At 40.0% G+C, this 24,913-nt stretch carries 29 protein-coding genes and 1 pseudogene; 8 read left to right on the top strand and 22 right to left on the bottom strand.

Translation table 11 applies throughout. The features are described from left to right. Positions 1 to 37: 37 nt before the first annotated feature. The 4 genes from H6G86_RS31940 to H6G86_RS39105 all read right to left on the bottom strand — a co-directional run bounded on the left by H6G86_RS31940 (position 38) and on the right by H6G86_RS39105 (position 4,501). The gene (locus tag H6G86_RS31940) at positions 38 to 2,440 is read right to left on the bottom strand and encodes a two-partner secretion domain-containing protein (RefSeq protein ID WP_190937691.1); all 2,403 of its coding nucleotides are present in this window, start codon (positions 2,438 to 2,440) and stop codon (positions 38 to 40) included. 212 nt (positions 2,441 to 2,652) lie between these two features. Further along, positions 2,653 to 3,120 (bottom strand): GNAT family N-acetyltransferase, encoded by a 468-nt coding sequence (locus tag H6G86_RS31935; RefSeq protein ID WP_190901087.1) that lies wholly within the window; start codon positions 3,118 to 3,120, stop codon positions 2,653 to 2,655. A gap of 229 nt (positions 3,121 to 3,349) precedes the next feature. Continuing rightward, positions 3,350 to 3,481: a hypothetical protein gene (locus H6G86_RS39715; RefSeq protein WP_277883696.1), complete on the bottom strand. Its 132-nt coding sequence runs from the start codon at positions 3,479 to 3,481 to the stop codon at positions 3,350 to 3,352. 294 nt (positions 3,482 to 3,775) lie between these two features. Next, the gene (locus H6G86_RS39105) at positions 3,776 to 4,501 is read right to left on the bottom strand and encodes a hypothetical protein (RefSeq protein ID WP_242065077.1); all 726 of its coding nucleotides are present in this window, start codon (positions 4,499 to 4,501) and stop codon (positions 3,776 to 3,778) included. A gap of 282 nt (positions 4,502 to 4,783) precedes the next feature. Here H6G86_RS39105 and H6G86_RS31925 point away from each other — a divergent pair, with 282 nt between their 5' ends. Next, positions 4,784 to 5,725 (top strand): hypothetical protein, encoded by a 942-nt coding sequence (locus H6G86_RS31925; protein WP_190937690.1) that lies wholly within the window; start codon positions 4,784 to 4,786, stop codon positions 5,723 to 5,725. A gap of 38 nt (positions 5,726 to 5,763) precedes the next feature. Here the strand turns inward: H6G86_RS31925 and H6G86_RS31920 are convergent, their stop codons facing one another. Next, entirely contained in the window at positions 5,764 to 6,135 is a 372-nt protein-coding gene (locus tag H6G86_RS31920; RefSeq protein WP_190937689.1) for a hypothetical protein, read from the bottom strand. An 85-nt stretch (positions 6,136 to 6,220) separates the two neighbouring features. Continuing rightward, positions 6,221 to 6,499, bottom strand: a complete 279-nt coding sequence (locus H6G86_RS31915; protein ID WP_190937688.1) for a hypothetical protein — start codon at positions 6,497 to 6,499, stop codon at positions 6,221 to 6,223. Between the two features lie 405 nt (positions 6,500 to 6,904). Between H6G86_RS31915 and H6G86_RS39100 the strand changes: the two genes are divergently transcribed. Then, positions 6,905 to 7,048: a hypothetical protein gene (locus H6G86_RS39100; RefSeq protein WP_242065076.1), complete on the top strand. Its 144-nt coding sequence runs from the start codon at positions 6,905 to 6,907 to the stop codon at positions 7,046 to 7,048. 216 nt (positions 7,049 to 7,264) lie between these two features. Here the strand turns inward: H6G86_RS39100 and glsA are convergent, their stop codons facing one another. After that, positions 7,265 to 8,281, bottom strand: coding sequence for a glutaminase A (gene glsA, locus H6G86_RS31905; protein WP_199338508.1), 1,017 nt, complete (start codon positions 8,279 to 8,281; stop codon positions 7,265 to 7,267). A gap of 441 nt (positions 8,282 to 8,722) precedes the next feature. Here glsA and H6G86_RS31900 point away from each other — a divergent pair, with 441 nt between their 5' ends. Genes H6G86_RS31900 through H6G86_RS31890 form a run of 3 tightly spaced genes read left to right on the top strand, consistent with a single transcriptional unit; the run spans position 8,723 to position 9,531 of the window. Then, positions 8,723 to 9,076: a hypothetical protein gene (locus H6G86_RS31900; RefSeq protein WP_190937687.1), complete on the top strand. Its 354-nt coding sequence runs from the start codon at positions 8,723 to 8,725 to the stop codon at positions 9,074 to 9,076. 32 nt (positions 9,077 to 9,108) lie between these two features. Then, the gene (locus H6G86_RS31895; RefSeq protein ID WP_190884429.1) at positions 9,109 to 9,276 is read left to right on the top strand and encodes a hypothetical protein; all 168 of its coding nucleotides are present in this window, start codon (positions 9,109 to 9,111) and stop codon (positions 9,274 to 9,276) included. 21 nt (positions 9,277 to 9,297) lie between these two features. Beyond that, a complete protein-coding gene (locus H6G86_RS31890; RefSeq protein ID WP_190937686.1) occupies positions 9,298 to 9,531 on the top strand; it encodes a hypothetical protein in 234 nt (77 codons plus the stop codon). 228 nt (positions 9,532 to 9,759) lie between these two features. Here H6G86_RS31890 and H6G86_RS31885 read toward each other — a convergent pair whose 3' ends face one another. After that, entirely contained in the window at positions 9,760 to 11,133 is a 1,374-nt protein-coding gene (locus tag H6G86_RS31885) for an IS110 family RNA-guided transposase (protein WP_190937697.1), read from the bottom strand. Between the two features lie 225 nt (positions 11,134 to 11,358). After that, positions 11,359 to 11,535 carry a hypothetical protein gene (locus H6G86_RS31880; protein WP_190937685.1) on the bottom strand — a complete coding sequence of 59 codons (177 nt, stop codon included), beginning with the start codon at positions 11,533 to 11,535 and terminating at the stop codon, positions 11,359 to 11,361. Positions 11,536 to 11,805: 270 nt separating this feature from the next. Between H6G86_RS31880 and H6G86_RS31875 the strand changes: the two are divergent. Beyond that, positions 11,806 to 12,015, top strand: a pseudogene (locus H6G86_RS31875) (transposase family protein); the annotation flags it as partial. A gap of 132 nt (positions 12,016 to 12,147) precedes the next feature. Here the strand turns inward: H6G86_RS31875 and H6G86_RS31870 are convergent. The 3 genes from H6G86_RS31870 to H6G86_RS31860 all read right to left on the bottom strand — a co-directional run bounded on the left by H6G86_RS31870 (position 12,148) and on the right by H6G86_RS31860 (position 13,800). After that, positions 12,148 to 12,693 (bottom strand): DUF1349 domain-containing protein, encoded by a 546-nt coding sequence (locus H6G86_RS31870; RefSeq protein WP_190937684.1) that lies wholly within the window; start codon positions 12,691 to 12,693, stop codon positions 12,148 to 12,150. A gap of 122 nt (positions 12,694 to 12,815) precedes the next feature. Continuing rightward, a complete protein-coding gene (locus H6G86_RS31865) occupies positions 12,816 to 13,289 on the bottom strand; it encodes a DMT family transporter (RefSeq protein WP_190937683.1) in 474 nt (157 codons plus the stop codon). 19 nt (positions 13,290 to 13,308) lie between these two features. Then, the gene (locus H6G86_RS31860) at positions 13,309 to 13,800 is read right to left on the bottom strand and encodes a DMT family transporter (protein ID WP_190937682.1); all 492 of its coding nucleotides are present in this window, start codon (positions 13,798 to 13,800) and stop codon (positions 13,309 to 13,311) included. A gap of 111 nt (positions 13,801 to 13,911) precedes the next feature. Between H6G86_RS31860 and H6G86_RS31855 the strand changes: the two genes are divergently transcribed. Then, positions 13,912 to 14,418 (top strand): MarR family winged helix-turn-helix transcriptional regulator, encoded by a 507-nt coding sequence (locus H6G86_RS31855; protein WP_190937681.1) that lies wholly within the window; start codon positions 13,912 to 13,914, stop codon positions 14,416 to 14,418. Here the strand turns inward: H6G86_RS31855 and H6G86_RS31850 are convergent. Together H6G86_RS31850 and H6G86_RS31845 are read right to left on the bottom strand one after the other, a co-directional pair. Further along, the gene (locus tag H6G86_RS31850) at positions 14,384 to 15,151 is read right to left on the bottom strand and encodes a chloride channel protein (RefSeq protein WP_190937680.1); all 768 of its coding nucleotides are present in this window, start codon (positions 15,149 to 15,151) and stop codon (positions 14,384 to 14,386) included. The genes H6G86_RS31855 and H6G86_RS31850 overlap by 35 nt on opposite strands. A 101-nt stretch (positions 15,152 to 15,252) precedes the next feature. Then, positions 15,253 to 16,842: a DHA2 family efflux MFS transporter permease subunit gene (locus H6G86_RS31845; protein ID WP_190937679.1), complete on the bottom strand. Its 1,590-nt coding sequence runs from the start codon at positions 16,840 to 16,842 to the stop codon at positions 15,253 to 15,255. A 375-nt stretch (positions 16,843 to 17,217) separates the two neighbouring features. On the opposite strand from H6G86_RS31845, the gene H6G86_RS31840 reads away from it, so the two are divergent. Beyond that, a complete protein-coding gene (locus H6G86_RS31840) occupies positions 17,218 to 17,412 on the top strand; it encodes a hypothetical protein (protein WP_190937678.1) in 195 nt (64 codons plus the stop codon). A gap of 491 nt (positions 17,413 to 17,903) precedes the next feature. Here the strand turns inward: H6G86_RS31840 and H6G86_RS31835 are convergent, their stop codons facing one another. The 8 genes from H6G86_RS31835 to H6G86_RS38430 all read right to left on the bottom strand — a co-directional run bounded on the left by H6G86_RS31835 (position 17,904) and on the right by H6G86_RS38430 (position 24,456). Continuing rightward, positions 17,904 to 18,788: a substrate-binding domain-containing protein gene (locus H6G86_RS31835; RefSeq protein WP_190937677.1), complete on the bottom strand. Its 885-nt coding sequence runs from the start codon at positions 18,786 to 18,788 to the stop codon at positions 17,904 to 17,906. A gap of 56 nt (positions 18,789 to 18,844) precedes the next feature. Beyond that, entirely contained in the window at positions 18,845 to 19,306 is a 462-nt protein-coding gene (locus H6G86_RS31830; RefSeq protein ID WP_190937676.1) for a peptidoglycan-binding domain-containing protein, read from the bottom strand. Positions 19,307 to 19,739: 433 nt separating this feature from the next. After that, complete coding sequence (locus H6G86_RS31825; RefSeq protein WP_190937675.1) at positions 19,740 to 20,171, bottom strand: hypothetical protein; 432 nt, start codon at positions 20,169 to 20,171, stop codon at positions 19,740 to 19,742. Between the two features lie 158 nt (positions 20,172 to 20,329). Continuing rightward, the gene (locus tag H6G86_RS31820) at positions 20,330 to 21,073 is read right to left on the bottom strand and encodes a hypothetical protein (RefSeq protein WP_190937674.1); all 744 of its coding nucleotides are present in this window, start codon (positions 21,071 to 21,073) and stop codon (positions 20,330 to 20,332) included. A gap of 152 nt (positions 21,074 to 21,225) precedes the next feature. Then, positions 21,226 to 21,465: a Mo-dependent nitrogenase C-terminal domain-containing protein gene (locus tag H6G86_RS31815; RefSeq protein ID WP_190937673.1), complete on the bottom strand. Its 240-nt coding sequence runs from the start codon at positions 21,463 to 21,465 to the stop codon at positions 21,226 to 21,228. A 399-nt stretch (positions 21,466 to 21,864) separates the two neighbouring features. Beyond that, positions 21,865 to 23,217, bottom strand: coding sequence for an HlyD family secretion protein (locus H6G86_RS31810; RefSeq protein ID WP_190937672.1), 1,353 nt, complete (start codon positions 23,215 to 23,217; stop codon positions 21,865 to 21,867). A gap of 176 nt (positions 23,218 to 23,393) precedes the next feature. Continuing rightward, positions 23,394 to 24,116: a hypothetical protein gene (locus tag H6G86_RS31805; RefSeq protein WP_190937671.1), complete on the bottom strand. Its 723-nt coding sequence runs from the start codon at positions 24,114 to 24,116 to the stop codon at positions 23,394 to 23,396. A gap of 202 nt (positions 24,117 to 24,318) precedes the next feature. Continuing rightward, the gene (locus H6G86_RS38430) at positions 24,319 to 24,456 is read right to left on the bottom strand and encodes a hypothetical protein (protein WP_206758456.1); all 138 of its coding nucleotides are present in this window, start codon (positions 24,454 to 24,456) and stop codon (positions 24,319 to 24,321) included. Positions 24,457 to 24,913: the final 457 nt, after the last annotated feature.

Below are 24,913 nucleotides of genomic sequence, written 5' to 3'. Positions count from 1 at the left end.
TTCGCTCCATTACCAGTCTTGCTTATACAAAAAACTTTTAACGACACGCTAAGGCAGATAATGAGCTATTAGGGGTTGCTGTATTGTTTTGTGCAGTTAAGACGACATTCCCATCAAGATTTATTATCCAACCCTGAGCTTCTATTATCTGTATAGGTTCTTCAGTTTGTGATGCCTTCGATGCCTCTAAGTTATTATTATTGTGGATTGAAACAGAGTTATTTTGCTGTTCATAATTCATATATGGCATATCATCAGAATTAGCTGGCAGTCCACCGGTGCCAACATTCACAAATTTACTGATTGGCATATCTGAATTTTTTTGACAAACTGATGCTATTTGAGGAGCTACTGGAATCGATTCTGATTTGAGTTTAGTAGGATAAATTTCACCACCAGTATTGTTAATGCTAACAGTGCCGTTAATTCCGTATTTAGAACTTGCAGAAATTTGACTGTCACGAGCAATAAAAAGTCCTCTAGTATTAATTAGTACATTTCCTCCATACCCATAGAAAGCATTGGCAGCAATACTGCTCTTCCCCCAAGCACTTAATATATCTGCATTGATGTTTATATTACCGCCATTGCCTCTACTACCTGCGGTCGTCGTTACAACACTGTAATTACTTAGCTGCAAATACCGTGTATTCACGAAAATATTACCGCCTTCGCCGTTAGCAGTAGTTGCTGTAATGGCACTTTTTTTGTTTAAAGAAACAGAAACAGCATTGATTCTGAGTGTTCCAGCATCGTTAGAACCGTCATTTCTCACGTTAACTTCAGCACCGTCTGTAACACTCAACTGACCAGTATTAATCGTCACGTTTCCAGATTTTCCAGAAGGCACTGAAGGGAGTCTGTATAACTTTTGCAAGATTGGAGAGACGATATTAGCACTGGAGATCACCAAACTAGGCTCTCCAAAACCAAGTATCTTACCACTTACCTCTACAGATTTAAAGGCGTTAATCGTAACACTACCGCCCTCCCCACTTGCTAAAGTAGAAGCGTCAACCCTCCCGCCATCTTGAACCATCAACTTTGATGTACTGATTGTTAGGCTGCCAGCTTTGCCAGCATTGAGCGATATGGAAGATAAAATACTTGGCTGAAAGGTTATTGGTGAAGCTCCTATTATTTCTAGAGAGTCAGTTGCACTTACAGTGACATCTCCTCCTCTACCAGTTCCAAAGGTTGAAGAGGACAAGTTACCTCCATCCGTGGCAACGAATTGTCCTGTTGACACTGTAATATTGTTTGCGTTTCCAGAATTGAAAGTTGCAGTGCTGATAGTACTAAAAACAGCAGGGTCAAAAGGCGAAACCCCAAGCAATTGTATAGAATCAGAGGCATTCACATTTATATTGCCACTTGTTGCAGCACCAAAGGTTAAATTATTTATTTGTCCTCCATTTTTAATAATTACCTGTTTGGTTGAAATTGCAATGTCTCCAGCTTTGCCAAATCCCAAAGTTTCGCTCCGCAAACCACCAGCTGTCCTAGCAATTGGATCGCTACCACTCACTGACAAAGACTCCGAAGCATTCACGTTTAGTGTGCCTCCTGGTAGTGTTCCTTGATTTTGATTTAAGATTACTGAGCCATCTGTAAGCGTAACTCTGCGTCCCTCTATCTGTATAGATCCACTGCCAATGCCACTAGTATCAACTAGAGCGCGTTTTGAGAGGTTAATATCTTGGAAATAAGGTACATTTTCATAGCCCAGTTTCCAACCAGAGGTCGTCGGATTAATACTGACTGAACCATTGCTGAGGCTGCCCAATTCAATTCGCCCTCCCCTAGCCGTTATTACACCTCCCTCTAAAATTACATCGCCACCAACAATTGCTAAAGTTCTTTCTGGTTGCACTTGTAAATTTGCGGCGTTACTACTTGTGATTAGAGGAGAAAAAGGAGGGCCAATTAGATTGTGACCTGTACCTTGGATGCGAATTGTACCGGGATTGCTATTAATTTGCAGTCCAATAGGCACACTTACTGTTAGTAAAGGATTAGGTTGGGGATTGTTTGTACTAAATTTAGTATCATCAGCAAAATTAATTTGATTTGCAGTAGTAGCTAGAAATGAACCACCAATATTTAATTTGGCATTATTACCAAAAACAATGCCATTGGGATTGAGCAGAAACAAATTAGCCGTGCCATTGGCTTTGAGAATGCCATCTATATTAGAAATAGACTTCCCAGTAATACGAGTAATAATGTTTTGGATATTTATATCGTTGTTAAAGTAAGCTTCATTTCCAGTAAGCACGGAAAATTGTTCAAAACTGTGGAACAAGTTGCTCCCTTTTATAGTACCACCTTCTATGCGGTTGGTATTACCTTCATGTTCAACATGGGAATTTGTAGGTAGTGTTGTATCTGGTATAATCTGTGCATTAACTGGCACTGAAATGAGTAGTAAATAAGACATAACACCGCTTTTAAAACCCGATAACGGAGCAGTATATAGTTTCAAAAGACCTCTTTCATATTTAAAATAAGGTTTGAATACTTGTAGGTTAAAACTTGTAAACTCAGCCAGGTCATCTAAATGGCGCACAAGAGTATAGCAGTATTGTGCAACTTAAATATTCGTAATTGAAAGAGTACAATACAGCGATAAAGGTTAATGTTAATAAGCGCTCAGTTGGGATATTCATACTTCATAAACAGCACAAAAGCTTTCGTTAACCTCTTTCGTAATTGGGATAGTCCAAACTTTGGCTTGAGGGATGGTGGTAAATCTTTAAAATTAACGGATACAAAGCCTCTTTTAATGTAAAAATTCACCAATTGATGTTTTAAGCATTTTAAATAAAGCGGTTGACTAGCTTGAGTAATTAAATGCTGTATCAAAACAGTCCCTAAACCACGGTTTCGCCAAGTCGGCGCAACAAATAAACTGCCTAGCTCTTGTGCTAAGTGAAAGTTTCGGATCTGCCCGAAGGCTACTAAATGTCCATCACATTCAATGACCCAAAATTGCTGCCATCTTAATTGACTGGGGTCTAGCCTTGCTCTAAACACAAAAAATACTATTAACCACATATCAAAAGGCTTGGCCTTACGAAGAACATACTCAGGTGGCAACGAAAAATTACACTGTATCATTTATCAAGCCATAATTGGACAATCGCAATGTACCTTGAATGGTTGAATTTTTTTTACTAAAATTATGGGTTTTGTCAACTTTTTGTGAGCGTTTTAGATGCGCCGACACTGCAAAAGAGCTACTTTTGTTTGATTTTTGAGCGCACCAGCATTTGATTACTAAAGTACTTTGATATTTTTTAACCACAACCAGCCCACCAACTAAGTCTGCATGGCGCTTGTTACGTATTCAAGCGTTAGTATAGGTGTTGAAGTTAGCAGTATCCGGTATCTGTAGGTTGCGATCGCGGATACCGCCTTTGCTTGTAAGCTTTAGTTTGGCAATACTTTGAATGCCAGCAATGTATTTTTTACAACTCATATAAATTACGTAACTCAGCTAAATTGGGAATATAGGAAACACGAGAAACAATCGTTCTTCATTAAAAGCAGTTGCTTATATTATTCACAGCGTGCTAGTAATTGACAAAACTAGTTTTTACGACAAATCCTATCTTATTTTGTCAGAATTGCTTATTTTGGATTATTTTTGCAAGTGAAAATCATGGTTTTCATCCTGAACTTAAGCTGATAACATTTATCTGCTTGATATTAAAAGGTTAATAAAAAATATGTAGTCCTAAGTCTGGTTAACGTGTAAACTGATACTAAAATATTATTCATCATCATCTTCATCCTCATAATCGAAATTATCATCACCATGTTCTTCATACCACTTTCTTTCTTCCTCCAAAGCGATTTCTCTCTCGATGATTTTTCTTTCTAGAATTTCCCTTTCTAGAATTTCACTTTCAAGCTTTTCTCTTTCAAATCTTTCTCTTTCTATTCTTTCTCTTCTCTGCCTTTCTTTCTCTTCTCTTTCTCTCTCAAGTTGAATTAATCGCTGCTCCACTCTCTCACAGTAAAAATCCAAGGCTTTACCAGTGGCTGCTCCGGTAATTGCACCACCAGCCAAAAATATTATTACAGTTTTCCAGCCTTGAATGGGATTACCGCTCCACTCCAAACTACCCTCATTGAGCCACACTAGTAGGAAGTAAACGAGAATTCCAATAACAGTATTAATCGGTGCAAAAACTCTCGGTGTCATCTGGGTTTGACGAAGTATCAGCCATTGCGCCAGGGTGAGAATCACACCAAAGATTGCCGCAGCAATTCCTGAGAGAATCAGATTACCTGGGAAAGTAAATGGATCTACCGCAAATTTGATGATTAGCGTGATAGTAATCGGGGCAGAGAGCAAAAAGCTCAGAAGTAAGCTAGCGCTAATCGCAAGAAACCAGTAGCGACCGAGATAACCCAGGCGAAATTCTAACAACGACTCTTGTACTCCAAACAAAGTCATCCAAAATGCAATACTCGCGGTCAAATAATCAAGCATTAGCCGTTGTTTTACCCGTGTGTTGAAGAGGGTATTTCTAGAATAAGCTGAAATTGAATTCAGTTGTCAGAATTGAATTCAGGCTTTTGAAAACTGAAGTTTTTCTTGTTAACTGTGGTATTGGACTGATTTTCGTCAAAGTATTCTTTCATCAGTGCAAAATATAAAGAGCAATGAAAAACCCCAACCTATTTAAAGGATGGGGGCACAAATAAAAACACTATATTTCATGATGACACAATTCAATATTTGTTCGACTGCTGTCAGCCTAGAGGTGGGGCAATGAACAAACCACCATCTAGACGCAAGAAAGTTATCCCTGGGTTATCTGGGGAACCAAAGCCAGCAACCGATTCTGCTTCCGAAAATACTTCTGGCCAAGACAACCCAGCCTCAGCAACGATTACGGTGACTGCTGTTGAAGTTACAGAGTTGACCCAGGAAGAACAAAGCTTACGCCTGCATTTAGAACACCGTGTGGAGAGAGCATTTTTAGAAGCAGGTCAAGCGCTGATGGAGTTGCGGGACAGACGATTGTACCGTTCCACGCACCGGACTTTTGAGGAGTATTGCCGCGAACGCTTCAATTATAGTCGTGATGCAGCGTACTTAAAGATTTCGGCGACTGCTGTATATGAAAATCTTCAAAAGTTTTTGCCGACCATTGGTCGGCAAATTCCAATGCCGACCAACGAACGACAATTGCGTTTTTTGGCGAAAGCCGAGTTGGAACCTGCTGTGCAAGCGGATGTTTGGCAGCAGGCAGTAGAGCAAGCTGGCAATAAGATTCCATCCGGTCGCATAGTGAAAGATGTTGTAGATAGGATACGCGAAAGTCCGAAATTACCCAATCCTTACCACATTGGGGAGATATGCGTTCTTCTGCCCAAAGATAATCCAGACTTGAGAGGTAAAGCGGGTTATTGGGGCGTAGTCAGCCATGTTGGAGACTATAGCTGTACAGTTCAAACCTGGGATGGTGACTACACCGTAAAAATCGAACACCTGAAGTTACTGGAATTGCTTGATGAAGATTGCCAATTCATGCAGCAGTTATGTGTGAGATTACGGCAGTTGCATCAAGTGGCGACCCGTGACTCTTCTGTGGATTGGCTGTTGCAGGGGTTGGGGAAACAAGCTAAACCTTATTTATCTTCGTTGCAGGCAAAATTGCTGGCAACTGTGGAACGGGAGTACAAAATCGAGTGGAGGCAACAGAAATGATGGTGCAGCGAGGAAACAATAATTTAATGCAACAAAGTTTACTTAACGAGTTCACTTTCAAATATTTCTCGCCACAATTCAAATTCAGGACAATTGCACCAAAGGGTAACGAACCCATCAAAAAGTTTAGTTTCTGAATTTTGAACTCCCCTTGGGAGAACTTGGATCAAGATAGGAATATCCAAATCACATTTCCAATTTTCTATTTCTTTTTGAATTTGGGCAATAGTGTCTTGATGGAATCCTCGGTCGTTGTTGGAACACTGAACAAGTAAAGATCCATTATCAGAATCTTTGACTCGTTTGATCGAGAAATTAATCTGCGTCCACATTGATTGGACTTCATTGAAAATATTAGGCAAACCATAGTGATTGCCTAATATTGCCTTTCTGCGTTTCGATTCACCCATAAGTCCCCCTCAGCAATACAAATTTTGACAAGGATGATGAAGAAGATAAGGAATCTTCTAACGACGAGTAACCCTCTGGGGGTTATTAACTACTAATACTATTGTAACGATAAATCAAGGGTTTCAAGTATTTTGCAGTTGCAAGAATTGGGGATTTTGCTTTCACCGTATCTGTCATCCTTGCAGGCGAAACTGCTAGCGGCTGTTGAGAGAGAGTAGAACCTGGTTTGTCAGCAGCAGAAGTGACGATACAGCTAGTAAACAATAGGTTAATCCAACAAATAAACAATGCAACACTGCAATAAATAACTCGTTGTAGTATGAAAGCGGTAAGCGATCGCTGAGAGTCTCTAAGAGTTGCCATACTGGAATGGCTTATCGCTTCAAGAAGAAATCTGAGTAGGGAATGTGGAGTGTCCTTTTATAGCCGCCATTAACGGACAGTTAGGGACTTCCAAGTAAATGACGACCCAGCCGCTAGTGGTCTGTCCCATTAATTTTGTGGGGTTGTAGAGACGCGAAATTTCGCGTCTCTACGGGGTTTTGGTAACAAACTAATCAATCAGAACTTATGGGACAGACCACTAGTCGATAGTGTTGCTTGTTGCTTGTTTTGTTGGGCTACTTTCTCTCACCCGTTGCTGGATGAGCAAGTCTCCGCAATTTCCACTTTGTTAAAACCTCAGCACATCAGCAGTGTGTCTGTTTGTTGTGCATAGGGATTTGAAATGAAATTGAGAAGGATAGGAAACAACTTGCTTCTTTGGTCTTGGCAATCTCCCGCCTTGAAAGCCACATTGAGCAGTTGGTGCTTTCTTTAAATCTTCAAGTCGATGGCGAAGAAAATTCTGACAATGATATCGACTGGCTTTTTAGGGAAAGCTCCGGTAGTGTGGAAGAAAAAGATATATAGGATGCAGGAATCAATTAACCTCGAAAGCGATCGACAAAGTAGCTATATCAGAATTACTCACTGGTGTGGCTACAATACCACCACCACGCACATCTCTCAAATCATTCAGCAAATCACCAATCACTTCATCTGGACTTGTGGATGAACCTCTTAACTCTACTACTCCAGCATTACACTTTTGTCCTGCTGCGAGGAACTGTGGCTACCTCTCAACCTTCAACCGCTAGACGTAGCTGTGAGGAATGGATAAGGCTGCTGCATCGAAAATGCGAGATCATAAGTAGGTTCCACAGCACCATATAAATGTAGCCCAAAATCTTTGGCAAGTTCTTCACAAACTTTGACTGCACGTATACTATTACCTTTAGCATCAAGAAGGGGCGAAAAAATACCAATTCCACACTTTCCAGGTACGACTGCAACTATACCGCCACTAACGCCACTTTTGGCAGGAAGTCCAACTCGATAAGCCCATTCTCCTGCAAAATCATACATTCCACAGGTATGCATCAGGCTCAGAACATCTTGCACGTAATGGCTTTTGATTGCTTGTTCTCCTGTGATGGGATTCTTTCCTTTATTAGCCAAAGTTGCTCCCATCATTGCTAAATCATTGCAGGTAACAGAAATGGAACATTGCTGAAAGTATATATTGAGAGTTTCCTCAACCCTGTCACTAATCATCCCAGAATTATGCATCAGGTATGCGATCGCTCTATTTCTACTCCCAGTAGCTTTTTCTGACAAAAATACTGGAATATCTACATCAAGCCGCCGACCTGTGTAGAGATGGAACATTTTCAGTATTTGTTGAAGCCGTGCGCCACTATCCTCACCTGTTAATAAATCAGTAGTGGCGATCGCTCCTGCGTTTACCATAGGATTACAGGGGCGGTTATTTTTTGCATCTAGAACAATTGAGTTAAAAGCCTCCCCTGTCGGTTCTAATCCCACTCTATTCAGCACAGTCTCCCGTCCATAATTCTCCAATGCTAGACCGTAGACAAATGGTTTAGAAATAGATTGAATAGTAAATGACTGTTGGTAGTCTCCTACCTGATAAATTTGTCCATCTGTATTGACTATAGAAATACCAAACCAATCTGTATCAGCCCTTCCCAATTCTGGAATATAGTCTGCAACTTTGCCCTCTTTAAGTGATTGATATTTTTGATACAGAGCCATTAAATAATTATGCAATGGAGAGATTATATCCTGAAGACTATTCGGCATTTCCGATAATGAGTTTACAATATTCATCCGGTTTAGAACTATATCTACTTTTTGAAAATATCTATTACTGAGTAAATTTCCTTGATTTTGCTCTCTCATGTCCTTCTCCAATTGTTTCTAAAAAATTGCTCTCCAATAATATTGAGTCTTATATATATCAGAATATTTGAGGGTGAAGAAAGGCAATTTAGCTGCTAAGATACTAAAGATGCACAGATGTGCGCTTCTACAAATGTAGAATTAATTTTGGATAATTTATTTTTTGTAATTCCATTGCAAAGCCTTTTAAACACAACCTTTCACTACAAAATTTTAACTTCACACTTAAGTTTTTCTTAACTTATCTATCTTGATACTTTGAAAAATTAATAAAGTTCAATATTGAATATGTAAGCCGAAACAAACGGCATTTCTCAAACTTAATTAACAGGAGTGTAAATTATGATTAATGTAAGTTATGAACAGTTGATCAATGGTCAACAGTTGAGTGATGGCGACATAGTATCTCTCGTAGTCGCAGATGGCGGAGACCCCAATATGATTTCTGTGGCCCTGGTACTCCAAGGTGTCACATGGTGGAAAGGCATTCAGTCAAATACAACGGTGCTGTGCCAGTCTCAGGACAGTCAAAGTACTTCTTCGGCGACACTGCCGGCAAGCCAAGTGCAATCGGATGGACTTCAGTTGTGGAAAGCGAAGACTTTTGGTGTCCATATCCAAATGTACAACATCGAGAATCCACGTACATGGGCCAATGGTGGCAAGGTCTACACATTCATTTGGCAGAAAGACTAAATTACCATCTCTGATGACAATTAAAAGAAATCATGCAGAACCCACAAAATACTTGCCAGGTAAATGCAGCAAAGACGCTCAACATTAGTCTCAGAGCTGCAAACAATATTCCAAATTCGGTTGCCAGTGCAGCCGCGTCAGCGGCAGCATACGCCATCTACTTTGCACAGCTAAAAGTCTGTCAAAACTTACCCAAGTAAGACATCATGAAGGAGAGAGGCATGTCTACAACAGCAAAAAGCAACGACTTTATCGTATTATCTGATGATGAAGGGCAGATATATGTTATTCATCGTCTGCAATTAAACCAGCACAGGATCGTAGGCGAGAGAGAAGACTTTGAAAAGTTTCTCGCAGATAACCTCGCGGTCAACACAACTTTGGATGAGAGCAAGCAGGCGGGGGTAGAAGCGTTTAGAGTCCTCGGTGTACTCTCGGAAGACTCTTTAAAGTAACTACCTTTGAGCTTTAGCTTGAACCGACACAAGCCCCACATCTGACACGAAGTGCAGTGTGGGACGGACACTTTGCTCAAGTCGGCAGAGCCTTCTTGTGCAAGTGTCCTTATGAATGTCGGGGTTAAAGAGGAAGTTTATTTTTGAAAACCTTTCGTAATGAGACTTTCAGGTGTAATATCATGTCCGGCGAATTACCCCTCTTTCAAGAAACACTTGACGTAAAGCTTATGTAGAAAGGGTTTGATAAAATGAAGCTTCCTCCTTATCTTGAGATTTGGGGACAAGTTGAAGACCAAAAGCTTGCGCTTTCTTCTGGAGATTTTTGAGGATCAGATCCTGGTATTTTTGCTCATAGTATTCCATACCAGGATCAGAATATCGTCCAGCAATTGTCCAAATTTGGTAGAACAAACGAGCCAGCTTGTGTGCAGTAGCAGTTATTGCTTTGGGTGCGCCCAAGCGAGAACGTAAGCGGCGATAAAATGCACCCAGAGCAGAACGGCTGTGAGTCAGAGAAAAAGCCTCCATGCGAAAAGCATTTGCAGCACGATTGACAACAGTACGAGTTTGAGAGCTTTTGACCTTACCGCCGGTCACTTTTTGACCAGGACATAAACCCAACCAAGAGGTGAAGTGTTTAACGCTGGGAAAACGTTTCGGGTTTAATCCCACCTCAGATAAAATGGTCTGAACAGTTAAAGCATCAAGACCATCAATCAGTGTAAAATCTACTCTTGCCATCCGATAAAGATATTTATGCAAATCAAAATCGGGGTGATTTGCAGTCGGTTTTTTTCGGCGTTTTCTTCCTGTTGTTGGCGGTTCATCTAAAGTTTTAGGTTCAAAAGATGCTAAACATTTCTCAATTTCAGCGTCAACAGCAATAATCTGTTGTTGATAAATCTCATACAGTGTTAATTCTTGCTGGAGGACAAATAAATGTTCACGGCGGTAATCACCAGTTAAAGATACAGCAATATCTGCTGTGCTGCTTTTAATATGTGGGTCTTTGAGGGATGCTAAAACTTGTGGGTCTTGTTCACCAGCAACGATTGCTTTTATAATCTTCATTCCGGTCAAACCAGTCACATCGCTGATGACTTTGTGGAGATGTAAATTCATCTGGATGAGTGCCTTTTGCATCCGTTGTATATGGGCACTAGCACTCTTGATTAAGGTATCTCGCTGACGGATATAACTGCGTAGCACACAAACTTGGTCTTCTGGGCGAAAAGAACCAGACAGTAGCCCATAAGTATGTAACTTTTGTAACCATTGACAATCTAACACATCTGTTTTGCGCCCAGGGACTGTTTTAACGTGATGAGCATTGACTAATTTGACCTCAAAACCCTTGGCTTCTAATATCTGAAATACTGGAATCCAATAAACTCCCGTGGCTTCCATTGCCACAGTATCTATACGGCATTCCTTTAACCAATCTGCCATTGCTATTAAATCTGGGGTAAAACACCCAAACCGGCGAACATTTTGGTCAGTTCTATCAGTGGGCACACAAACCCAATGTTCTCCACTCCCAAGGTCTATTCCTGCCGCGTTCTGGTTAATTTCTTCTAAAGTGGATGAAGGTTTTACCACAGGTATAGACTGCTTCTTCTCTTGATTTGCTGGCAATTTCATTGCTGCAACCCTGTTCTAGTTATTATGGATAGTCCTGACCTGGGGATGTACTCATAGATAATCTTTCAAACGGGATAGGAAACTTTATCCTTCACCAATGTCATAGCCATAATACCCCAGAACCATGCTCCTAATCAGGCTCAACACACTATTGCGGGTTCGGTTTTAACTGTCAGGATAATTCTAATGTACCCGTTCATTAGTCGCCTCAAAATAGTTTCTTTCATTCATAGCGGGTGGCAGTGCCGCCTGTGCAGTTGCTTCTAAGAAACAGAAATGTTTCTTTACATCCATTGGGAATGCGATCGCTTTTGTCATTTTGGTAGAATCTAATCGCTGAAAGCCTTTCAGGGCTTCCATCTCCAGGTTTTGGCTACAAACTTGAGTTACTGTTAGAAAATAAAAGCTCAAAGCTCGACTACATAAAAGTTAATTGACTAATTGTAAGTAATTGAGTGGACACAATATTGACTGCTAATGGTCGTATTAACCAGGGCAAACGCATCTAAATATAGTACGGGTATACTAAGAAGCCAAGAAAGGTAGCGATCGCTCTCCGGGATGGAGGTTGAGCAATGAGGTTTTGATGATAAAGTCATTCTAGAAGTAGAAGAAAGCCCCTAAAAAAGCGTGAAGCTCAAGCCCAAAATTACGATCGCTGACCATTTTGCACAGATGGAAGATCCAAGAGTAGATTGCACAAGACTACATAAGTTGATTGACATTTTAACCATTGTCATCTGTGCAGTGATATGTGGAGCAGATAGTTGGGTGGCAATAGAATTGTATGGCTGCACGAAATATGAGTGGTTAAGAACGTTTTTAGAGTTACCAAATGGCAAGTTATTAATTTTTCAGTAATATAACCTTTGCCAGAACCATCAATACCACTGACAGCAACTAAAAAACCTCTATCTACTGAAAATTCTGATTGCTTTTGGAGAATAGAATCAGCTAAATCTTTAATATTCATCATTGAACACTTTTTTTAGTTAATTTATAATCCTCAAAAATGACCTCATACCCATTTCCTTGTGGTGATGCACACATAATTCCGACTTGAATGTCTTGCTCAATTGGAAAATAAGCCATTCTAAATGGAACATAGCGGTCATATTCATCTAAATAAGCAATATGAATTGCCTCTTGGCATCGCTCAACCCGTAGCTGAAAAATGTTAGGAGTATTTAGCAAGGGTGTGAATGACCAATCTGAATAGTTGTGAGTGACAACAGCACTCAGATTTTGTACTCCATCTACATACTCAATCCCAGTTTTGATCCAATGTTGCTCATCAGCACGAATCATAATTCCTGCTTGGTCGTATAAGTCTTTATAGCTTCCTTTTATCTTGACATTGACAACAAAATCTGTAGTCACTCGGTCAAAGTAGAAATGTCCGTTATCACGAATAAAACCATAGTGAGTCATACGCCAAAAATCAGTTTTTGGTGCGGTTGTAGCGATAATTTGCTGATCAGAATGCGACCAATTAGAAGGTTCATTAAGCCATTCCATAGTTTTTATTACAATTTTAGATGTAAGGGAATAAAGGGAGAAACCATGTTCCTGTGTGGTTGTGGAATTTCACTGTGAGTAACTGATTAAAAAATACCAGTTTTTTAACCTTATTTAAGGTACTACTTGAAGTTTTTATCAAAATAGTTTTTGTCCAATTGATTAATTGCAATCGCTACTACTAATGTGGCTATTCCTAATATCTTGGGTGTGGTAATCGGATATTTAATAGCATCGAACCATCCCAACTGGTCAATTACCAGTGACATAAACATCTGGCTAAAGACGACAACTAAAGTACTTGTTGTTAAACCCAATCTAGGAACTATTAATGTACTTAAGGTTACGAAAATTGCACCTAGCAAGCCGCCTAAAAATGCCCACCAAGGAGTAATAGAAAGTAAATCAAGCTTGTAGGGTTGGAGAATACCAAGTGCTAGCAGCAATGTGAGGATACCAAACCCAACTACGAAATTAATTGCTGCTGCTGCTATTGGGGAGTGGATTATTGTCTTTAATCGAGAATTTACAGCTGTGCCAATTGTTGAGAAGCCCCCAGCCGAGCCAGCGCCAAGCAATGCTAAGAAGATTTCCATAAGATGATACTGAAAAATATTAGGTTGGTAACGAAAGCAAAAAAATTGCCACAATTAACAGCCCCATCACAAGGCGACGATTAGCTGTCAGGCGACGGCGGTTAACTCCCAACCAACCAAAATGGTCAGTCACTAAGCCAGCGATCGCTTGTCCACAGATAATTAACCCCTGAGTCAAAGTAGTCCCCAAAATAGAGGTGAAGTAAGTACTGGAGGTAATATACCAAACTCCGAATAAACCACCCATCAGACTCCATCGGGGAGCTTTGGCTAAAGCAGACCAATCTGGATGACCAAACCAACCTGTGCATAACAAACTCATCAACGCAATTGAGCCGACAAGGTAAGAAATATCTGCGGCTAGGGGTACAGAATTGAGCGATCGCGCTAATTGAGCATTGAGATTGCTTTGAATCGGCAATACAGCACCATTTACCAATGCCAGCAGAATATATAAGTAGCTTTGATCATTAGGGACAGACCCCTGGAGACCTAAACGTATGGGTGTCATGGCTGTTGTTTTATGAGAAGGATAAAGAATGCTTGCAAATATATCTTGATATCAAGATACTTGAGATAAAGATAAAAGTCAAGAATCTCGATGTCAAGATAAAATGGCAATATGAACAAAGATAGAATTGACATCATTCTTGAGGAATGGCAACAGGAGTTGCCGCAGTTGGATACCTCAGCAGTAAGCATAATTGGGCGGGTACTGCGAATTGCCCGTCTTCTGGAAAAGCACCGAGAAAGTATACTGGTTGAGTATGGCTTGAACGTGTGGTCATTTGATGTGTTAGCCACACTGCGACGACAGGGACAACCTTTTCGATTGAAACCGACTGAACTCTATAGTTTGCTCATGCTGTCTTCAGGCGCAATGACAAACCGGATTGACCGCCTAGAACAAGATGGCATAGTAACGCGTGTCCGTGATGCAGAGGATCGGCGCAGCGTAATGGTGCAACTGACTCCCAAAGGAATACAGCTTGCGGATACTGTGATGCCTATTTTGTTTGAGAAAGAGAAACACCTGTTATCTCAATTCACAGCTGATGAATTGCAACTATCCATTCCAATGCTGCGTAAGCTACTTATGTTACTCGAACAAGATGCGAAATCAGTTTGATATTCTCTCTCGCTAAGTGCAGAAGCATTACACCAGTATGAGCATAAGTAGGAAACTCGTAAAAACCACCAATAGTTAATCCTGTCGCCAACCGAAAGATAACAAAGCCTGCAATGGCTGATACAATAACTGGAATCAGTGCTTCATAGTATTCCATTCCCAAACGATGAGGTAACTCCAAAGCCAACAGCGCACTACCCAAGGGTGAACCAAAGAAAGCCCCTAATGCTGCACTCATCCCACAAAATGTTAAAATTCTGGTTTCGTCTCTACCTAACTTAAGCTTTTCGGCCATCCAACTTCCTATACCGCCATTGATATCTACAAGGGGAGCTTCTGGCCCAGCACTGCTACCAGATACTAGCGATAACCAAGATGCTATAACCATACCCGGTGTTTGGCGATAATCAATTCGTCCCTCGCGGTGAATCTCATCAACGGCAGCATTCAGTCCAGTGGGCGCACCCAGGTAATATACAACCAACCCAACCAACAGACCTGCGATCGCTGTTATTATCCAAGTATAGGAGCGAAAATCTTTAACACCTAGAGCATTTAGCAACACAGTCCAAATCGCCTGAGTGCCTAGTTGCAAAGCGAAGTAGTAAACAGAAGAGAGACAACCAATACTAACACCAAGACAAGCTGCATACAGTAGCAGTCGGCTAAAAGTGGTTTTGTGAGTTTCAATACTTGTTTGTTTGACAGAGGAATCTGATGGTTTTCTCTTCATTATCTCCTCATTTTAATTTTATAGATATTTTCATTTGCATAAAAAACATAATCGGGTAAAGCAGCACATCTGTGCTACCTTAATGGGCGAAGACATGGATTTTAATGTACAGCTATATTCCCGGAAGCTTTCACTTTCCTTAAAAACATCACAGCCAGTCCACTCATAAGTAATGCACAAGCCAGGAAATAAAAACAGTCGTTAAATGCCATCACGTAGGCTTCACGGCGAACAATATTATCAATGGTTGCCAAAGCCTGCTTTTTTGCTGCTGACAAATCAGATCCACTACTCATGAAATACTGCATCATTTGATTAAGGCGCTGTTGTGTTTCTAAACTGTAGAGTGAAATGTTTTCTCCCAAACGTTCAGAGTGAAATTGTTCTCTATTTGTTACTAATGTCGCTAATATTGCAGTTCCAATGGAACCACCCAGGTTACGCATCATGTTATATAAACTGGAGGCAGAACCCGCCTGTTCTTTGGGTATACCACCAGTAGCAGTAGTAGAAAGGGGTATCATAATCAAAGGTTGTCCCATTGCGCGCACAAATTGGGATACACGCAATTGAGCCATACCTGTATCATGAGTCATGTGGGAATTCATGAAACAACTTATCGCAAATAAACTGACTCCTACCGCAATCATTAATCGTGTATCAAATATCTGCATTAATTTAGGGACAAAGGGAATGAGAAATAATTGCGGTAAACCTGCCCACATCATTACTTCTCCAATTTGCATGGCATCGTATCCTTGAATTTCACTTAGGTAGAGGGGCAAAATGTACAGAGAGCCAAACATCCCCAATCCCAGGCAGACATTGACGATACTGGCGAAAGTAAAATTACGTCTGCTAAACAAACGCAGATTGATAAAAGGCTGTTTGCGGGTGAGTTCAATTAATAAAAATAGGATGATAAAAGAAGTAGCGATCGCAGTTAAGCAAACAATCAAGCTAGAATCAAACCAATCTTTACGGCTGCCTTCTTCTAAAACTATTTGCAACGAACCAAACCCAATAGCCATTGCACCAATTCCCCACCAATCTCCGTGTTTGAGCAAGTTCAGCCGCATTGGTTGGCGATCGATAGCATACCAGACTGCTGCTAGCACAATGATTCCCGGTACTATGTTCAGATAAAATATGTATTGCCAACTAAGGTTATCTGTCAACCAACCACCAAGGGTAGGGCCGATAGACGGTGCAAAGGTTGCAGTGACAGAATACAATGCCATTCCCATTGGTAGCATTGGGGCTGGTAAGGAAGTGAGCAAAACAGTAAACGCCATCGGTATCAAAATTCCCCCAGTGAATCCCTGTCCCGCTCGGAATACAATCATTGAAGCTAAGTCCCAAGCATGAGCGCAACAAATTGAGAACAAGATGAATAAAACGACATTCACCATTAGATAACGGCGGGTGGAGAATATTTGCGGTAGCCAACTAGTGAGAGGAATCACAATCATCTCTGCAACCAAATATGAGCTAGAAATCCAGGAGCCTTCATCTAAAGAAGCACCCAAAGCCGCCTGAATATCTTTGAGAGAAGCATTTGTAATTTGAATATCCAGCACTGCCATGAATGCACCCAGAATTGTACCGAATACTCCTATCCAAGTTTTCAGGGGAATAGATGTAGAAGTTGGCTTTGGTGGGTGTTTGTATAATGCAATTGCTTTATTCATAAAAGTTCTTCCTGAAAATTATTTCTCATTTCCAATCTTTGCTATATATGGAGTTCGGTTGGGTGAAGATGGATAAGTTAAGAAAAATTTAAATTAGGCTGAGGCTGTAATACTTTATAAATAAGCTCTAAATGACATTTATCAATTGAATATTTAGACTTTCCCTTATCTTATCGTTTAAGTTATCTATCTTCACCCACAAATATCTTACTAACAGGGAAACTTAAATTGTTAGCTCAATGGTAGTAACTAATCGGCTAGCAACCTTGATGACAAATCGGTTTTTGATTGTCAGTAAAGTTATCGTTTGTACTTGAGACTAATCTTTCAAGGGCATCTTAAGTCAACTTGATTAAAAAATCAAAGGAGAAAACCATGTCTACTATGACTAAAACATCGATCAGCAAAAAATCAATCTTATTTGTTGGCTCACTGATTGTTGGCATTTCAGCTATTTTAGGAGTTTGCAACAATGCTTTGGCTGGAGGTGTAAAAGCTACTTCCACCCACAGCACCCAAACAACGACAACTACACAAACTCAACCCAAAAAGTTTTGGATTGAGATGTAATATACCCATTCTTATTTGAATAGGTACATGGGTAGGGGCGCACATATCTGCGTCCCTACGAGGATCTATTTTTTCTGCACCTCACCCATGCGGGAACCGCTATATCAATTCACGCAATACCTGATAAAAATATATGACTCGTACCGCAAGGTGTAAGTCAACCTTTTCTGGAAATTAAAAATGAAGAATTAAAAATTAAAAATTTAGGAATTTTCCTCACTTTTTAATTTGACATTTTTAATTGGAGCTTACTCCTGCGGGGATCTTGCTACACTCTTAGCGTTCCCGCAGGGTAAGAACTTGCGTTCAAAATCAAAAGTATTATGGAATAAGCTCTTTAGAGATTTTAAATGGTTGCTCTATTTCCGCCGTGGCCTACTAGGGATGTGCATCTCATCTGTACACCCATAGCCATGTATTTATTCCTATCTATTCTTATCTGAGAAGTTATAAAACCCCAAATTTTTATAAAAATTTGGGGTTTTAGGTTATCAAAAATGATTTAATACTGCTATAGGAGCTTTGCTATAAAGCCTTACTCTATGTAATTTGTATTCTTCAATAAATGCTTGACCTGAATTAGCTAACCACTCTACAAACTGAATCGCTTCAATAGGTGGACTAGTGTTCTTTAACATTGCTAGGCAAGGATTGAGCAAAATATCATTGGGATTCGTATCCCCAGCTTCACAGAAGACACGAAGATTTTTACGTTTGTCAGGATCTGCCCAGTTCCAAATACCACGGTCAGTCAGAGTATAGTAACCTCGCTCGTTAGCTTCTTGAAGAGCAGTATCAGGATAATGTTCTTTGCTTTTAAGCGGGAGATACCACGAATCTGTTCCAACTTCAGGTAAACGACCAAGAATTTTTTTAAATATTTCCCGTTCTATAAAATTGGTAGCAGATTTGTCATTGCGTGTTAAAAAATAAACACCAGATTGACCTGAAGCAATCTTTTTAAAAAGCTTTAGTACTTGATGATTAGAGTAGTGCGGTGTAGGTTCTTCAGATATAGGTAAAGCTGCTGGATTGGTAAGAGAGCCTATGAGAGTGAAATGATCGCGAAAAATATAGACCGGTGCAAAACTAAAATTACGTTCTTTGTACTCTTTATATACCCGTTCGATTCCATAAGCCCAGCCGACATCAATTGAACCATTAGCTAAACCTTGTAGTGTCTCCTCTGTATCTGATTTTTTCCAAGCAATACAATATTCTGCCTTTGTTTGTGCCAAGAAAGACTCAGCAATATAGTCTACAAAGCGAGTGATTCCAGCCCCGCCATTGCCAATGATAAATCTAGGTTTATCTTCTTTACAAAAAGAAGAAAAAATAATGCGATCGCAATCATTTATTTGGGCTTCTTTTTTCATGGTTTTATTCAGTAGGTAAGAGCGTACATCTGTACGCCCCTACCTAGCTGTTTGTATTAGCTATGTTGTAAAACAGTAGAGGTTGCTGTGTGATTTAGTTGCGTAGTCTGTGCTGGGTTATTTTGTGCGATCGTGTATAGCTCCTCACGAACTGTCAAACTAGCAAGACCATCAATTGGATTAGTGTAACTTCTTTGGAATTGTTGAACTGTATTGATAGTTATCTGTCCATAAAAAGGTTGCTCTAGAGAAATATTGGCTCCCAATAATTGATTTAATTCCTCATGAAGACTATTCATCTCATCTTGCATTTTGGCGTTTGTTTCTGAACCAACAATGCCATCTACTGTGAGATCATAATCCACTTGAAATTTCTTAATCGCTTTTTGCGTTGTCAAATCAGTTAAGTCAGACTCATCTTGAGAGATAGGAAAGTTAGGATCGCTACTGTTGATACGGCTTCTGTAACCTAAGCCGTTCAAAATACTGCGAATTTCAGAATTTGTATAATTAATCATGGTTGAAAAACCTCGAAATCATGAAGTTGATATTTCAAGTTTCCCTTTTAATAAGATGTTTGTGGGTGGAGATAGATAACTTAAGTGTAAAGATAAGAAATTACCATATAGGTACAGAAAGAAATAATTAACTACAAATAAACATAGATACTCTTAGAGGTTGTTTGAAAAGTAGTTGGGTGTGATTTTAGGCACTTATTGATCCCCCCTAACCCCCCTTAAAAAGTGGGGAACCGGAATCAAAATCCCCCAATTTATCGGGGGATTTAGGGGGATCTAGAACGTTTTGTTACCATGAAGAGGACTTTTCAAACATCCTCTTAGGGGCGCACATCTGTACGCCCCTACTTAATTAATGAAAAAGGGAGAACACTTCTATGTTAGTATTCTCCCCATAATGAATATTTTAGTGTTGTGTGAGTAAGTAAAACCCTTAGTAAACGTAAACCGCTCCAGTACGATTAATAGCAAGTGATCCATCTCCAGGTGTATCACTGGCAACTTGCCGAACTTTTACAATGGTCGTGTTACCAACTTTATTCACCTTGTATTTTAGAGAAGCCTCTTGCTGAGAGGGATAAATCAAAACATCAGTGGGAACAGAAATATAACTTATGTTAGTAACATTCCCTGGAAGTAATGTCTTAGCTGAATCAGTTGTCAAACCATATTGCAAAGGAATATTAGTCTGGTTAATAACCTCTACTTGTAATGGTTTATGGGGATTGACTCGTGCTACAGGTTGCCAAAAACCAGCGTGAAATGTTCTTGCTAGTTTGAATTCAGCAGCGCGAGCTTGCATAGGAATAGCTAGGCTAGCAGCAGTAATAGTTCCTAGCACAACAGCGATGAATTTGAATTGCATAAGTGTCTCCTTCAAGAATATTTTTGGTGATTGAAGCTTTGTGAGTAGGGGCGTACAAATAGTTGTATGCCTGAAGTTTTAGTTGGTAGATGGGAATTGCGCGATCGCCTCCGGTAGGTACTGCATTTATACTGTTAGGCGCGTACATCTATACGCCCCTACTGAATCGCCACAGTCAAGGTGTAGTTGATCGGATAGGGTTTTGGATTATCTACTTGAATGTGATAATCTTCTGTCCTTGGTAAGCGTCCATACCAAGATTGAGCGCCAGACATATTGCCATTTTCGAGTACAGTGCCATCAACTCCATAAAGAGTCAGCCAAGAAGTATTTGCTCCTGGTGAATTGACATTTACCGACATTAGCTGTCCAGCCCTAGCATTCGCAAAATAGGAGCGGGAAGTGTGAGGAGCAAGACTACCACTAATTACCTCGGAAGTAGCTCCTGGCGCGAATTCAATGCGTTGTCCATTTACTTGTGGCGTGTTAGGAGCGATCGCTATTCTCAAGTTATAGTCAACGTTAGCTGGTTTTAACGCCTCAATATAATAATCCTGAGTTTTCGGTAAACGTCCGCGCCAATGTGTCAGATTCTGAGGTGCAAGAATTAAGCGTGTTCCATCAGCACCAGACATTGTAAGATAGACAGGAGATTTGGAAGAATCTGCTTCGATAGTCATCAATTGATTGGCATTTGCTCTAATTACATAGCGAACTGGATAATAGTTTTTGTTGTGATATACCACTGTTGAAGTAGCACCAGAGTTAAACTCAATGCGTTCTGTTTGATATCCCGCAGGTACGGTGCGAGCAGCAGCAGGGCGACTGGGTAATACCATTGCACCTGCAATTCCTAAACCAATGATGCTGGAACAAATCAGACTGTTAAGTATACCTTTCATGATATTTTCCTTGGTTGTGAAAGTTTTGTCGTTAATAAATAAACCTGTTAGAAACAAAGGATTGGGTGGGAGCGTACAGATATATGCCCCTACTTGATTCGGATGAAAGCAAGTGCATTATTTGCAAAGCCATCAGATGTTTGCTGTTCGCACTAGGCAAGATAACATAGAGCGCGAAATCGCAATTCCATCAACTGCTCATATAAAGGATTGAGCTTACATAAAGGTGGAATGTGAGCGATTGTATGATTAAAAAATTTTATCTCTCTAGCAAAGGGACAACTAGCTGGAATAAGTTGGCATACAATTTGGGCTTGTTTGGGATGAGAAATTATGATGGTGCCTAACTTTTTTCGGATTGGATTTAGGACATCCAATTTATGTAGGTTCATGGTGATTTTCCTTGAATGAATCTAACTAGTTATAAAGCGGTTTCTTTGTTCGTTTTATTTGTTAATTTAATCTTCTCTCAATGTATAGTCTAAATGGGCGAAGATGGATAAGTTAGGAAGAAGTTAAAGAGAAAGTTATAAGGGAACGCAAGTAATAAGTAGGCCGGCGTAAATAATTATCGTTAGGATAAGGCAGGGAGCATACTTCTCTACAAGACGCTGCGCGTAGCTTGCTTCCCCGGAGGGGTAAGACTGCGCTCAGTACAAGGGGGGTAGGGGGAAAGAGGGTTTAAACGTGTGTATCTGTCGCATTCTTTTCTCAAATTGGTATAAGTTAGGAACACAGCTAAGGGCGCACAGATAGATGTACGCCCTTACGAGCATCTGTACTGCATCAAACTAATTGCTATGTGTCAAATCTACTATCACTGTGGCAGACATTCCTGGTGTAATCAGAGACTCATAGCCTTTGATACTCTCTTGATCGAAGATGACTTTTACAGGAATACGCTGCACAATCTTAGTGAAGTTACCTGTCGAATTATCAGACGGTAGTAAGGCGAAATCTGCGCTAGAAGCAGGCGAAATGCTATCAATTTTACCTGTAAAAGTTTTATCGCCAAAAGCATCCAACTTGATTTCTACTCGTTCCCCTGGATGTATATGATTAAGTTGCGTTTCTTTGAAATTACCCACAACCCAATTTTGTGTACTCACTAGTGAAATGAGATTTTGTCCTGGTTGTACTTGTTGTCCTATTTCCACACTTTTGTTACCTATTCTGCCATCAGTTGGAGCAGTAATATTGGTGTAAGAAAGTTGCAATTGGGCATTACTCAGGGCAACTTCTGCCTGAGCAATTTTTGCCTCAGTTGTAGCATAGTTACTATGACTTACTTGTATTGCAATGTCTTTTGCCTTTGCGCCTTGCAATTGACCTTCAGAAGATTTCAATCCAGCTTGAGCGCTAGTTACCGCCTGTTGCACTTGCAAGAGCTTCGCTTGTGCTTCTTGAACTCCTTGTGTTGCTGCTTGTTTTTGGGCTACAGCAACATTATAGGTTTGACGAAATGCATCAAAATCTCTTTTGGCGATCGCTCCTTGCTGATATAGTTGCGTGAATCGGTTGTAATCTAATTGGGCTTTTTGCAGATTAGCATCAGCTTGCGCCAGTTGTGCCTGTGCTTGAGGAATAGCTTCTTGGGCTTGAATTACTTGTGCTTGAGCGCTGGCGATCGCTGCTTTAGCATTGCTAACATTTCCTTGAGCTTGGGTATTGCTGGCGATCGCCGTCTGAGAAGATAAAGCAATATTGATTTTAGCTGTATTTGCTTGACGACGAGCCGCTTCTAGTTGTGTTTGTGCCTGCTGGAGACTAATCTGGTAGTCACGGGGATCGAGTTTAATCAACAGTTGTCCCTTCTTTACCCATTGATTATCTTTAATTAACACTTGCTGGACAGTATCAGAAATACGAGCGCTGATTGGATGAATGTCAGCTACTACTGTGGCATCATCAGTTTCTTCATGGCTTGAGGCATATTGCCACCAATGATAACCGAAACTAGTAATGGCGATCGCTCCTGCTCCTACCATCATCAACAGTAAGCTTTTGAACTTTTTATTAGGCTTTTGAGATAAGTTATGATCATTACCAACTTCATCAAAACTACTGACTAATTCTGGTGTTACTTCAGATTCTCTAGATTCTGGGTGATATCCGTTTTGATCAAATAATTTTATTAATTTCATAATTCTGACATTTTAGGAAACACGCCCTAAAGAATTGACTTTATATGTATATGTACATTTTCCATTACGAGTAATAGTCTGATGGGTGCAGAAACATAAGTTAGTGAAAAGATAAGAAAAACCTAGTAGGGGTGCATAGCTATGCACCCCTAAAAAATTTGATATAACAAAAATAATTATTGATTAATTGCTATTAACTGTTTGAGAGCTTGTACTGTATTTTTTCCCAAGCGCCAGTGTTCAGTTTCGCCATTATTAAATGTCAATTGGACATCGAGGGTTTGGTTGGGCAATTGGGCGATCGCACCTGCAAGGCGAGAAATATCAAAGCGAGTAATGCCTGTGTAATCGTGAGAAGGCGGTACATAAAAGGATAGCCCGTTATCAAAGTCATCAAATGAGGGATATAAGAAAGGATCAGACCAAAATGGATCTGTGGCAACGTAATTTGGATCGTAGTAACCAGGGCGTAAAGTTTCTTTTTTGGTACGAGCCTCCTTAATAACTTGATTAATTGTTAATAAGGGCTGATTGTGATTCATAATTGTCATCCCAGTTAAATAAGTACTAGGTTCGCCAAGATATTTATCTTGCAAACGATAGCGCACACCTACCTGGAGGTCTTTGTTGACTGGGTTTTTGCTCCAAACACTAAAGAAGCCAATAGATGAATTGCCAGGATTGTAATCTTTATCTTTCACTGCGTAAACCGAGCCTGTGAAAACTAATTGACTATAAGGAGCTTGAGAAATTGATGCCAATTTAGGAGGAATTGCTGCTGCATAAACTGCTGCAAAAGCTAATGCAGGAGCAAAAGAAAGGAAAAAGCTACTGGCGATCGCAATTCTCGATAATTGTGTTTTTATCGCCTGTAAATTGAACTTGTGGAACAAAATCATAATGGTTCAACTTTTTGGTAATGGTTAATATCTCGAAACTGGTTACTATTTTTGCAGGGTTGAGAAAATTATTAAATGAGATTTTTAAAGTAATCAAATTGTGTCCCAATAGATTTTGAAAAGCTTGTATAGGGCTTTCCGTACATATAATGTCAAAAAGAATTAACCGCAGTAGTAGCGCACATTTGTGCGCTACTATTACTCAGACAATAATCCATCGGCACACCAACTTATTATCTTCAATAATCCACCTAGCAATTAATTTGTCCTTTTTCAGAAATGTAATACGAACATTTGGAGAAATACTTAGTTGAGAATTATGTAAATTTAGAGAGTTCATGATTCTGCTCCAGAAATGCTAGTGGTTAACAAAAGATTTTTGAGAAGTATAGATAGTGTGAGTTTTAAAACCTTTTTTTTCACTACCTATCTATTCATCGTCGATTTCAAAACCAAGAGTTATTAAAATCGATAGCCAACGCCAAATTGAAAGCTAACAGCGTCAGCATCACTATTTTGATAAGCATTTAAACCATACTTGGCATCACCGAAGGCGACTATTTTTGTGCTCAATACAGTTTCTAAACCACTTTCCAGTACTACTGAATTGCGATTACCGATAGGAGTATTATTTCCTTGTCTGCCAATAAAAGAGTAGCCAGCACCTGCGTAGAGATTCGTATTTTTGGCAATTGGTAAGTAAGCCGTGGGAAAAATTTATAAGTATGTAACAAAAAATTAAGCAGAAGAATTGGAGTTAAATCTTATACGCTGTGTACTATATTTTCCCTTCTCTG

Source organism: Nostoc sp. FACHB-133 (assembly GCF_014698055.1).
Taxonomy (GTDB): Bacteria; Cyanobacteriota; Cyanobacteriia; order Cyanobacteriales; family Nostocaceae; genus Nostoc.
Note: the sequence above shows the minus strand (reverse complement) of the source record. Positions and strands in the feature narration are given on the sequence as shown.

Excerpts from the sequence above, each read along its gene's own strand:
- H6G86_RS31880 (WP_190937685.1), bottom strand. The coding sequence starts at position 11,535 with ATGGAAGCCCTGAAAGGCTTTCAGCGATTAGATTCTACCAAAATGACA.
- H6G86_RS31890 (WP_190937686.1), top strand. The coding sequence starts at position 9,298 with ATGTCTACAACAGCAAAAAGCAACGACTTTATCGTATTATCTGATGAT.
- H6G86_RS31855 (WP_190937681.1), top strand. The coding sequence starts at position 13,912 with ATGAACAAAGATAGAATTGACATCATTCTTGAGGAATGGCAACAGGAG.
- H6G86_RS31920 (WP_190937689.1), bottom strand. The coding sequence starts at position 6,135 with ATGGGTGAATCGAAACGCAGAAAGGCAATATTAGGCAATCACTATGGT.
- H6G86_RS31900 (WP_190937687.1), top strand. The coding sequence starts at position 8,723 with ATGATTAATGTAAGTTATGAACAGTTGATCAATGGTCAACAGTTGAGT.
- H6G86_RS31940 (WP_190937691.1), bottom strand. The coding sequence starts at position 2,440 with ATGTCTTATTTACTACTCATTTCAGTGCCAGTTAATGCACAGATTATA.
- H6G86_RS31850 (WP_190937680.1), bottom strand. The coding sequence starts at position 15,151 with ATGAAGAGAAAACCATCAGATTCCTCTGTCAAACAAACAAGTATTGAA.
- H6G86_RS31860 (WP_190937682.1), bottom strand. The coding sequence starts at position 13,800 with ATGACACCCATACGTTTAGGTCTCCAGGGGTCTGTCCCTAATGATCAA.
- H6G86_RS31845 (WP_190937679.1), bottom strand. The coding sequence starts at position 16,842 with ATGAATAAAGCAATTGCATTATACAAACACCCACCAAAGCCAACTTCT.
- H6G86_RS31835 (WP_190937677.1), bottom strand. The coding sequence starts at position 18,788 with ATGAAAAAAGAAGCCCAAATAAATGATTGCGATCGCATTATTTTTTCT.
- H6G86_RS31820 (WP_190937674.1), bottom strand. The coding sequence starts at position 21,073 with ATGAAAGGTATACTTAACAGTCTGATTTGTTCCAGCATCATTGGTTTA.
- H6G86_RS39105 (WP_242065077.1), bottom strand. The coding sequence starts at position 4,501 with ATGCTTGATTATTTGACCGCGAGTATTGCATTTTGGATGACTTTGTTT.
- glsA (WP_199338508.1), bottom strand. The coding sequence starts at position 8,281 with ATGCCGAATAGTCTTCAGGATATAATCTCTCCATTGCATAATTATTTA.
- H6G86_RS31915 (WP_190937688.1), bottom strand. The coding sequence starts at position 6,499 with ATGGCAACTCTTAGAGACTCTCAGCGATCGCTTACCGCTTTCATACTA.
- H6G86_RS31895 (WP_190884429.1), top strand. The coding sequence starts at position 9,109 with ATGCAGAACCCACAAAATACTTGCCAGGTAAATGCAGCAAAGACGCTC.
- H6G86_RS31815 (WP_190937673.1), bottom strand. The coding sequence starts at position 21,465 with ATGAACCTACATAAATTGGATGTCCTAAATCCAATCCGAAAAAAGTTA.
- H6G86_RS31840 (WP_190937678.1), top strand. The coding sequence starts at position 17,218 with ATGTCTACTATGACTAAAACATCGATCAGCAAAAAATCAATCTTATTT.
- H6G86_RS31870 (WP_190937684.1), bottom strand. The coding sequence starts at position 12,693 with ATGGAATGGCTTAATGAACCTTCTAATTGGTCGCATTCTGATCAGCAA.
- H6G86_RS31925 (WP_190937690.1), top strand. The coding sequence starts at position 4,784 with ATGAACAAACCACCATCTAGACGCAAGAAAGTTATCCCTGGGTTATCT.
- H6G86_RS38430 (WP_206758456.1), bottom strand. The coding sequence starts at position 24,456 with ATGAACTCTCTAAATTTACATAATTCTCAACTAAGTATTTCTCCAAAT.
- H6G86_RS31935 (WP_190901087.1), bottom strand. The coding sequence starts at position 3,120 with ATGATACAGTGTAATTTTTCGTTGCCACCTGAGTATGTTCTTCGTAAG.
- H6G86_RS31830 (WP_190937676.1), bottom strand. The coding sequence starts at position 19,306 with ATGATTAATTATACAAATTCTGAAATTCGCAGTATTTTGAACGGCTTA.
- H6G86_RS31805 (WP_190937671.1), bottom strand. The coding sequence starts at position 24,116 with ATGATTTTGTTCCACAAGTTCAATTTACAGGCGATAAAAACACAATTA.
- H6G86_RS39715 (WP_277883696.1), bottom strand. The coding sequence starts at position 3,481 with ATGAGTTGTAAAAAATACATTGCTGGCATTCAAAGTATTGCCAAACTA.
- H6G86_RS31810 (WP_190937672.1), bottom strand. The coding sequence starts at position 23,217 with ATGAAATTAATAAAATTATTTGATCAAAACGGATATCACCCAGAATCT.
- H6G86_RS31865 (WP_190937683.1), bottom strand. The coding sequence starts at position 13,289 with ATGGAAATCTTCTTAGCATTGCTTGGCGCTGGCTCGGCTGGGGGCTTC.
- H6G86_RS31825 (WP_190937675.1), bottom strand. The coding sequence starts at position 20,171 with ATGCAATTCAAATTCATCGCTGTTGTGCTAGGAACTATTACTGCTGCT.